The sequence below is a fragment of the Streptomyces sp. NPDC044033 genome, from assembly GCF_056434425.1.
In genome coordinates, this window is sequence record NZ_JBWKFF010000055.1 from 1 (window position 1) to 5,285 (window position 5,285).

Annotated in this window: 4 protein-coding genes; 2 read left to right on the forward strand and 2 right to left on the reverse strand. The window is 71.3% G+C overall.

All coding sequences use genetic code 11. From position 1 onward, the window contains the following. Positions 1 to 3: 3 nt before the first annotated feature. The gene (locus tag AC07AB_RS39960) at positions 4 to 1,320 is read right to left on the reverse strand and encodes a hypothetical protein (protein WP_478577591.1); all 1,317 of its coding nucleotides are present in this window, start codon (positions 1,318 to 1,320) and stop codon (positions 4 to 6) included. 190 nt (positions 1,321 to 1,510) lie between these two features. On the opposite strand from AC07AB_RS39960, the gene AC07AB_RS39965 reads away from it, so the two are divergent. Beyond that, positions 1,511 to 2,551 carry an NAD-dependent epimerase/dehydratase family protein gene (locus AC07AB_RS39965; RefSeq protein WP_478577593.1) on the forward strand — a complete coding sequence of 347 codons (1,041 nt, stop codon included), beginning with the start codon at positions 1,511 to 1,513 and terminating at the stop codon, positions 2,549 to 2,551. 5 nt (positions 2,552 to 2,556) lie between these two features. Here AC07AB_RS39965 and AC07AB_RS39970 read toward each other — a convergent pair whose 3' ends face one another. Further along, positions 2,557 to 3,387, reverse strand: coding sequence for a glycosyltransferase family 2 protein (locus AC07AB_RS39970; RefSeq protein WP_478577597.1), 831 nt, complete (start codon positions 3,385 to 3,387; stop codon positions 2,557 to 2,559). Positions 3,388 to 3,845: 458 nt separating this feature from the next. On the opposite strand from AC07AB_RS39970, the gene AC07AB_RS39975 reads away from it, so the two are divergent. Next, a complete protein-coding gene (locus tag AC07AB_RS39975) occupies positions 3,846 to 5,168 on the forward strand; it encodes a hypothetical protein (protein WP_478577595.1) in 1,323 nt (440 codons plus the stop codon). Positions 5,169 to 5,285 lie beyond the last annotated feature (117 nt).

Here is a 5,285-nt window from a genome sequence, read left to right on the forward strand (position 1 = left end):
GGATCATCCGGCGAGGCGTTGCCGGGCGTATTCGCGCAGTTCGGTCATCGGCTGTTCGGTCCGGTGGTCCAGGCGGCGGATGAGTGCGGAGGCGAGGTCGATGCAGCGCGTGGCCCGGGAGTCGAGGGCGGTGTCGAGGGCGGCGCGGGCATCTGCCGCGGCGGCGGTTGCGTCGCGGTGGTGGAGTGCGCCTTCGGCCCGGTAGGTCAGGAAGACGGCTTTGGTGCGGGAGCGGCGTGGATCGAGTTCGTTCAGTCCGGAGTCGATCGCGGTGGCGGCGCGGTGGGGGTCGCCGAGGTCGAGCCAGCAGCGTCCGGCGTCGGCGTTGAGGTCTGCGATCGACATCCAGGCGATGACGGGGGGTGTGTCGTGGGGGCGGATCCGGTGCAGTTCGCTTTCGGCGGATGTCAGCGCGCGCTGGGTTCCGTGGGGGTCCTGGAGTACGGCGCAGGCTCGTGCGCGGCGTACGTCGAGCAGGGCGCGGGCGGCCGCCGTGTGGGTGCGGGAGCGGGCGTGTTCCAGGATGCGGAGTGCGTCGGCGGGCCTTGAGAGCCAGGTGGCCTGGTAGGCGAGGTCGGAGAGGGCGACGGCGGCGAGGTCGCGGTCGCCGGCCTGGTGGGCGGCGTGGACGGCTGCTTGCCAGTGGCGTTGGGCGTCGGCGTGGCGGTCGGCGTCGAAGCGCAGCCATGCTGCGCAGTGGGCGAGGCCGGCGGCCACGGCGTGGAGGCGGCGTCCTGCTGCCGGGGTGTAGCGGTCCTGGGTGATCAGGTCGATGGCGGTGTGCAGGTGGGCGTCGATGAGAGGGGACACCTGCGGGTGCGCTCCGGCGGCGAGGGCGCGCAGTTCGCCGGAGCGCTGCTCAAGCCAGGTCAGGAGTTCTTCGTCGAGGGGGTGTCCGTCGAGGGCTTGGGAGAGGTGGCGTGGTTCGATGCGGGCCCAGTCGGCGGCGACGTTGATGAGGGTGCTGCTGCTGAGTACCAGGAAGGATCGTCGGTCCATGCGGGTGATCTGCACCTCTCTCAGGGCGGCCCGGCTTCCCGCGGGGGTGAAGGGGGCGGGCTGGTCGAAGGCGGGCAGCCAGTGGGGCCACGGGAGCTGTTCGAGCGCGGCGGCGGGGACGTCGAGAACGTCGGCCAGCAGCGACTGGCTCTCCCTGCTCGGTGTGATGGCGCCGGTCTCCCAGAGCCAGATCCGGTTGCGGTCGATGCCGCTGCGCAGGCCGCGCCTGCGGGCCTGCTCTCGGAGCAGCCGGGCGAGGTCGTCCATCGACCAGTGGTGATCGCGGCGCAGGTGCGCCAGCGGGTGACGGTCCAGCTCCATCTCACCCCCTCACCTACCGACGCTGCCGCGTCCACCATCCCGTACCCAGGGCGGGGTTGAGGAGACCTCGCCGACGGCGGCCACACATCGGCCACACAGCCGTCCCCTGGGGCACGGCGTGTTCCGGTGGTGTCCTCGACGGCGTGACACCGCGCAGCCGCGGGGCGCCGTCGAGAAGGGCTGGTCTCGCGTGGACACCAGGGATCGCTTCGCTGATCTGTCCGGCGCCACCGTCATGGTGAGCGGAGGCTTCGGGCTGGTCGGCAGCCGCATCGTGCACAGGCTCCGCGCGCTGGGCGCCAAGCCGCTGGCCGTGGGCCGGCTGGACGCCTACGGCAGCCGCGTCTACTCCCGCGTGTTCGACATCTCGCCCGGCGACCCGGACGTCGTCGCCGGCGACATCACCGACGCCGCGCTGATGGACGACCTGGTCTCGCGCAGCGAATACGTCATCCATGCCGCGGCGCTGGCCGACGTCGCGGAGTGCACCCGCAATCCGTCGGCGGCACTGGAGGCCAATATCCGCGGCACCCAGACCGTGCTGGATGCCGCGGCCCGGCACAACGGCACGCTGAGGCGGCTGGTCTTCGTCTCCTCGGCCAGCGTCTACGGCCTCGGCCACGGCTCGGCGGAAGCGGAGGCCCGGTTCAGCGAAGAGGACGCGCTCACCCCCGGGTCGGTCTACGCCAACACCAAACTGTGGGGCGAGCACCAGACCGTCCTGGTCCTGGGCGGCGGGCACGACTCGTACGCGATCGTGCGGTACTTCTCCGTCTACGGACAGCCGCAGGTGGTCAAGGAGAACAGCCACAGCTGGGTGGTGGCCTGGTTCGCGATGCGGGCCGCGCTCGGCCTGCCGCTGCACCTCAACGGCGGCGGCTGCCAGGTCCGGGACTTCGTGCACGTCGACGACGTCGCGGACGCGACCTTGCTGTCGGCCGTGACCGAGCGCGCCCACCGTACGACGCTCAACGTCGGCACCGGCCGCGCCACCTCCATCCGGCAGATCGCCGACCTGGTACGCCGCCGTCATCCCGGTGCGCGGATCCTCGAGACCCCGAGGCCGTCGGGTGATCCGCTCGGCGCCTGCGCCGACACCACCCGCATGCGCCAGGTGCTGGACTGGGCTCCGCGCGTGGGCATCGAGGAGGGGGTGAGCCGCTACCTGGCGTGGCTGCAGCGGACCCCGGAGGCGATTCCGGCGTGGTTGCGCACCGAGGCCGCGGCGTGAGGGGGTCAGATCACCGGGGGGCGGCCGAGGCGGGCCAGCCGGAACACGGTGCGCCAGCGCATCGGCTTCCGGTGCCCGCACTCGGTGCGCCAGCCCTCGGCGAAGCCTGCGAACCAGGCCCGCATCCCGACGAGGCTGCGGGTGCGGGCCAGGGTCAGGGCCACCCACACTCCCAGGTAGACCGGGACGAGCACCGCGGGCAGGTGACGGCGTGCCAGGTAGACCCGGTTGCGGGCGTTGACCTGGTAGAAGAACGCGTGCCGGGCCGGGGACGTACGCGGATGCTGGAGCAGCAGCTGCGGCGCGTAGCGCACCTGCCATCCCGCGTCGATCGCCCGCCAGGCCAGGTCGGTCTCCTCGTGCGCGAAGAAGAACGCCTCCGGCCACGGGCCGACCTCCTGCAGCATCTTCACGGACAGGACGTGGGCTCCGCCGAGGAAGCCGGTCACCAGGCCGCCGCGCATCGGGTCACCGGCCCGCAGCCGGGGCACGTGGCGGCGCTGGGTCAGCCCGGTCTCATCCGCGATGCGGAACCCGACAATGCCCAGATTCTTGTCGGCGTCGTACAGGGAGGTGATCGTGGCGAAGACGTCGTCGGAGACCAGCAGCCCGTCGTCGTCCAGGTCCAGCACCAGGTCCATGTCCCCCAGGTGCGCCAGGGCGGCGTTGCGGCCGCCGGTCACTCCCCGGTTCTCCTCCAGCTGCACCGTCTCGACCCATGGCGGCACCTTGGGCGTAGCACACCCGTTGGCCACCACCACCGTCCGCGCGGCCTCAGCCGTCTGCACACGAACCGACGCCAGCAGCTCCGCCAGCTCCTCGGGCCGGGTGCCCATCGTCAGGATCGCCACGCCCAGCTTCACGCCTGCTCCGTACCCATCCGTGTGAAGAACGCCATGACCGACCGCACCCGGCCCCGCCGCGTCTGCCCGCATGAACCCGCCTCCCGGCCCACCGGCCGATGCATCCGGTGACGCTTGGGTGGATTACGGACAACCGTCCGGCGAATTCCGATGCCGCCCCAGCTTCCCACGCCCGGAACCCCTGCCCGCGCCAGCCAGGCCGGGACTGCCCGAACGAGCGCCAGCGCGCCTACTGACCAACCCCAGGCCGGCTCCCGGACCACCCCGGCTGCTGCTCCAGCGGCGCTGTCCCGCCCCGACCGCGGCTTCCAGCACACCACCGGCGCCTTCGCTTCGTCGTGCGCAGCGAGCAGGCCGCCACGACAACCCACCCCGGCACGCTCTCGCCGGCGCCCAACGCTTCCCGGCCCCCGACCAGTAGGAGATCTCCCGTGGACACCGACCTCGACGACGCCCACACCGACTACACCCAACCCTGCACCCGCCCCGCCCCGGCCGGATGCGCCGCGAGCGAGAACGACTGGCGCCGCCGACTACAGCACGACACCCCCAACGGCCACCTGCTCACCCACAACGCCATGACCCAGACGCTCACCAGCGGCCGGCCGATCCACCTGCTGCACACCACGACGGCCCTGGACGCCATCCGCGCCAGCGGCCGGCTCTACGCCTCCTCCGGATGCCTGCTCGCTGCGTTGTACTGCTCGCCGCTGACCGAGACCCCCGCCGGCCTTCGCCCGCACAACCTCGGCGCCTACCTGCTGCAGACCAAACCGCACACCCAAACCTTGATCATCGAGACCACGCCCACCACCCCGCACCCGGCCAAAGGCATCGACTACCTGCGGCTCGGCCGCGTCCACCTGAACACCTACCTCGACCACCGCAGCTTCCTCACCGAGACCGAGGACCTCCAGCTGCGCGCACGAGTGCTGCACCAGATCCGCGAAGCCGCCCCCTTCCTGGGCCTGGCCCTGGCGAACGCCACCGGGCACCGCACGACGCCGGACACGTTCGTGGACCGGCTCGCCGCCACCGTTCCGGACCTGCCGTTCCTCGGCTACGTGTACTTCGAGGTGCTGTCGGAATACCTGATGCTCCACTCCACCAGCCCCGAGACGACGGCGTGCGCACAGGCCGGCGAGATGAACAACCGCCTCTACAAGCGCCTGGCGTTCTCCGCGGTCCACGGCATGGACAAACTGTTCGACCTCTCCCGCTTCCGCCCTGGACACCAGCACCTGCACGACCTGATCGCCGGCATCGAGCCCGCTCTCGCCCCCGGAGCAGCCCTGTACACCAGAGACCGCCTCTCCCACCTGCTCACCACCGTCACCCTCGACCCCGGCCAGGACGCCACCACCTTCACCTACCGCGACCAGGACTTCGACAGCCTCGCCCGGACCGCGCCCTCCCTGCTGGGGCAGACCCTCTTCCGCGAGATGCGCATGCTCCAGCGCTATCCGCAGCTCTACCTCGTCTTCGAGCAGGCCAAAGCCCTGCGGGCCTGGAACTACTGGAACCACCACCAGATCGCGACGCCCTTCAACGGCTTCCTCCCCAAAGGAGAGATCGGCGTCAACCCCGCCTCCCCCGCCCCCTGCACGGTCTACCTGGCAGAGACCTGCGAGCGAGGCCTGATCCACCCGTCCTACGAACTCAACGTCACCTTCACACCCCGCATGGCGGACCTGAGCCTGACCGCCATGCGACGGGACGCCACCGGCAAAGCCGCCGGACACCCCACCGCCTGAACCACTGCGAACACCTCCGCAGCGACCGACTCGACCCGTCGGTATGGCGTGCTCAACCGGCAGGACCAGTACGACGCACTCGCCGTTGGCACCCCCCCTCAGAGGCGATGAGGACCC